Annotated in this window: 4 protein-coding genes; 2 read left to right on the top strand and 2 right to left on the bottom strand. The window is 73.5% G+C overall.

The genetic code is table 11. The features are described 5' to 3' along the window. Positions 1-88 precede the first annotated feature (88 nt). Positions 89-415: a hypothetical protein gene (locus D3105_RS33005; RefSeq protein WP_118906503.1), complete on the top strand. Its 327-nt coding sequence runs from the start codon at positions 89-91 to the stop codon at positions 413-415. A gap of 199 nt (positions 416-614) precedes the next feature. Further along, positions 615-1,832 (top strand): FAD-dependent monooxygenase, encoded by a 1,218-nt coding sequence (locus D3105_RS33000; RefSeq protein WP_118906502.1) that lies wholly within the window; start codon positions 615-617, stop codon positions 1,830-1,832. 13 nt (positions 1,833-1,845) lie between these two features. On the opposite strand, the gene D3105_RS32995 is transcribed toward D3105_RS33000, so the two are convergent. Both D3105_RS32995 and D3105_RS32990 read right to left on the bottom strand, forming a co-directional pair. Then, positions 1,846-2,574, bottom strand: a complete 729-nt coding sequence (locus tag D3105_RS32995; RefSeq protein WP_118906501.1) for an ABC transporter ATP-binding protein — start codon at positions 2,572-2,574, stop codon at positions 1,846-1,848. A 10-nt stretch (positions 2,575-2,584) separates the two neighbouring features. Then, positions 2,585-3,445, bottom strand: coding sequence for an ABC transporter ATP-binding protein (locus tag D3105_RS32990; RefSeq protein ID WP_118906500.1), 861 nt, complete (start codon positions 3,443-3,445; stop codon positions 2,585-2,587). Positions 3,446-3,464: the final 19 nt, after the last annotated feature.

Genomic DNA, 3,464 nt, shown 5'->3' with positions numbered 1-3,464 from the left:
GGGCAGGCGGGGACGGGCTCGCCGGCAGGGCTGAGATCGTTGCCCGGGGAACGCCCACGATGCCCGCAACACGAGAGGCGATGTGCTGATGGCAGAGCGAAGGGAAGACGCTCACGCGGCCGAGGACGACGACGGGTGCCTCCGCCGGGTCATGGCGGTGCCCCTCGGGATCCTGTACCTGCTCGCGGGGGGCCTCTGCTACTCGGCGTTGACCATCCGCCCGTCGGGAACCTGGGACGAGGACGCGTACGCCGCCATCACCTTGTTCTGCTTCCTCGCCATCGTGGTCAGCGCCATCGCCCTGGTCATCACCGCGGCCCCTCCTGCGGTGCGGCGCGCGATGGGCCCCCGGTGGCTGGCGCCACCGTTGATCCTTGTTGTGATCGCGGCGACCAGGTGGGCCCTGGGCGGCTGAGGCGGCGCTCCTCGGTGGTGTCGGCGCTGTCGAGGACCTGGGTCGGCGGGCGCGCGCCGCTAGGATCAAGCCCGGGTCCTGACCGCAGATTTCGGGTCAACAATCGCTGATACAAGGCGATTTGCGGCCGGTCGCGCCGACGCCACGACAACGGTGTCGCGGCCGACACCCGGAACACCGAGTGAGTGGAGTGCCAGTCATGCGTGGAGGCAGCGTCGCCGTGGTCGGCGGCAGCATAGCGGGGTGTGCGGCGGCTCTCGCCGCGTCGCGCGGCGGGGCCGAGCGGGTCACCGTACTGGAGCGCGCCGATGACCGGCTCCGCGACAGAGGCGTCGGAATCGCCCTCCACAGCGACCGGTACGACGAGCTGTGGGAAGCCGGTTACGTGGCCCCGGAGATGCCCTGGGCGCCGCTGACCCGGCGGGTGTGGAGCGTGCGCGACGGGGAGGCCGACCACGGGCGGGTCGTCGGCGAGCAGCCGTTCCCCTTCCGGGCCTACAGCTGGGGCTCGTTGTGGAGCGAACTGCGACGCCGGGTGCCCGACGGGGTGTCCTACCGGTCCGGGGCCGTCGTCACCGCCGTCGAACCGGACGCCGACGGCGCGACGCTGCGGCTGGCGGACGGGCACGAGGAGCACTTCGACCTCGTGGTCGGCGCCGACGGATACCGCTCCGTCGTCCGTGAGGCCATGTTCCCCGGCGCGGACGCCACGTACGCCGGATACATCGGCTGGCGCGGCACGTCGCCGGACGTCGCCGACCTTCCGTCGGACGGCAACGACGCGCACAACATCGTCTTCCCCGGCGGCCATTGCATGATCTACCGCATCCCGGACGGCGTCGGCGGGCACCGGCTCAACTGGGTGCTCTACACCGCACCCCCGCAGACCGACGGCCTCCACCCGGACCTGCGGACCCCCACCTCCCTGCCGCCCGGCCGCCTCAACTCCGAACTCACCGCGCACCTGCGCGCCCTGGTCGCCGACACCTTCCCGCCGTACTGGGCGGCCCGCGTGCTCCGCACCCCCGCCGAGACCACCTTCATCCAGCCCATCTACGACCTGGAGGTCCCGCACTACACCTCGGGACGCCTGGCGCTCGTGGGCGATGCCGCCAGCGTCGCCCGGCCGCACATCGGCGGCGGCAGCGTGAAGGCGCTCCAGGACGCCACGGCGCTGGAGGCCGCGTGGGTGGCGGGGGAGAGCTGGAAGGAGGTCCTGGAGGGCTACGACGAACGGCGCGGGACCGTCGGGGCCGCCATGGTCGCGCTCGCCCGCCGGATGGGCGACGCGCAGGTCGAGAACACCCCCGACTGGACCGCCATGCACCAGCCCGGGTTCGACGCGTGGTGGCAGGCACAGAACAGCGGCTCCGACCGGCGCAGCGGATTCGGCGGGCACAGCATGAAGGCCGGGTAGGGGGAGGTGCTCCTCAGGCTCCCGCCGCCGTCAGTTCCAGCGCCGCGTGCAGCGCCGTAGCGTCGGCGCGGGCGTCCTCCCCGGACAGACGCAGCGTCATCCGCCCCGAGGTGAGGACCGTGAGCGTACGGGCGCACGCGACAGCCTGGGCGGGGCTGGGGGAGACCAGCAGGACGGCGATGCCCTCGGCCGCCAGGGTGGTCACCAACGCGTCGATCTGCCGCACCAGTACGGGCGCGAGACCCTCCGTCGGCTCGTCGAGCAGCAGCACCCGCGGCGAGCCGAGCAGGGCGCGGGCCAGCGCCAGCATCTGCTGTTCGCCGCCGGACAGATCCGTACCCCGGTTGCCCCGGCGCTCGCCCAGCCGGGGCAGCAGCTCCAGGACCCGCGCGGGGGTCCACACGCTGGGGCGGGTGGTGTCGCCCCGGCGGGGCGGACGGTAGGACAGCCGCAGGTGCTCGTCGACCGTGAGCCCGGCGAACACCCGGCGGCCCTGCGGTACGAGACCGATCCCCGCCCGGGCGATCCGGTGGGCCGGCTGCCCGGTCACGTCCCGGCCGTCCAGGCGTACGGTTCCGGCGCCCGGCCGCATCAGCCCGGCGACGGTGTGGACGAGCGTGGTCTTGCCCGCGCCGTTGTGGCCGACCACGGCATGGACCGTGCCGGCGGGCACCGAGAGGTCGAGGCCGTGGAGGACGGTGCCGCCGTGGTAGCCCGCGGTCAGGCCGGTGAGTTCGAGCATCGGGCGTCGGTCATCCTCTCGCGTCGGTGGGAGACGGGCAGACGGTCGGGACCGCCTCGGCCCTGGCGTCGTCCGGGCCCGCCGACAGGGCGGTTCCGTGGTACGCCTCCCGGACCTCCGGATGTGCCAGCACCTCCCGGGTCGGTCCGTCGACCAGTACCTTCCCCGCCGCCAACACGGTTACGGATGTGGCGAGTTCGGCGACCACCTCGACATGGTGCTCGACCAGGACGACCGCGACGCTCGACGGCAGTGCGCCGATGATGCCGAGCAGCCGGCCGATGTCGCCGTCGGTCAGCCCGGCCGCCGGCTCGTCCAGGAGCAGCAGCCGGGGGCCGCCCGCCAGCGCGGCGGCGAGGTCGAGCATGCGGCGCTGCCCGTGCGAGAGCGTGGAGGCCGGCCGGTGGGCGAGGTCCGCGAGGCCGACCGTCTCCAGATGGCGGCCCGCGGACTCCTTGTGCAGCCGGTGGCGAGAGGGTCTGCGCCATGCTCCGCGACGTTGGGGGTGGTGCGGCCAGCCCGCCAGCACCACATTGTCCAGCACCGACAACTCCGCGATCACCGAAGGCTGTTGGAAGCTTCGGGCGATACCGAGACGGCTCCGCTTCGCCGTGGGCTTGCGGGTGATGTCGGCGCCGTCGAGAGCGATCGTGCCGTGGTCGGGCCGGTCGGTGCCCGCGATGAGGTTGAGCAGGGTGGTCTTGCCCGCCCCGTTGGGGCCGATGACGGCGTGCCGGGCCCCCGCCGGCAGGAGCAGGCTCACGTCGTCGACGGCGGTGAGCGTGCCGTACCTGCGGGTGAGCCGGTCGAGGGCGAGGACGGGAGGGGGTGTGGTGGTCGGGTCGGGTGTGGGCGCGGGTTTCGGTGTCATGGGGAGGCCTTCCCGGCGG

The sequence above is a fragment of the Streptomyces globisporus genome (assembly GCF_003501885.1).
Classification (GTDB): domain Bacteria; phylum Actinomycetota; class Actinomycetes; order Streptomycetales; family Streptomycetaceae; genus Streptomyces; species Streptomyces globisporus_D.
The sequence above is the reverse complement of the archived record's forward strand: the minus strand, read 5'-3'. Positions and strand labels throughout refer to the sequence as shown.

Bases quoted from the DNA above. Each gene is read 5' to 3' on its own strand.
- D3105_RS33005 (WP_118906503.1), top strand. From the start codon at position 89: ATGGCAGAGCGAAGGGAAGACGCTCACGCGGCCGAGGACGACGACGGG.
- D3105_RS33000 (WP_118906502.1), top strand. From the start codon at position 615: ATGCGTGGAGGCAGCGTCGCCGTGGTCGGCGGCAGCATAGCGGGGTGT.
- D3105_RS32995 (WP_118906501.1), bottom strand. From the start codon at position 2,574: ATGCTCGAACTCACCGGCCTGACCGCGGGCTACCACGGCGGCACCGTC.
- D3105_RS32990 (WP_118906500.1), bottom strand. From the start codon at position 3,445: ATGACACCGAAACCCGCGCCCACACCCGACCCGACCACCACACCCCCT.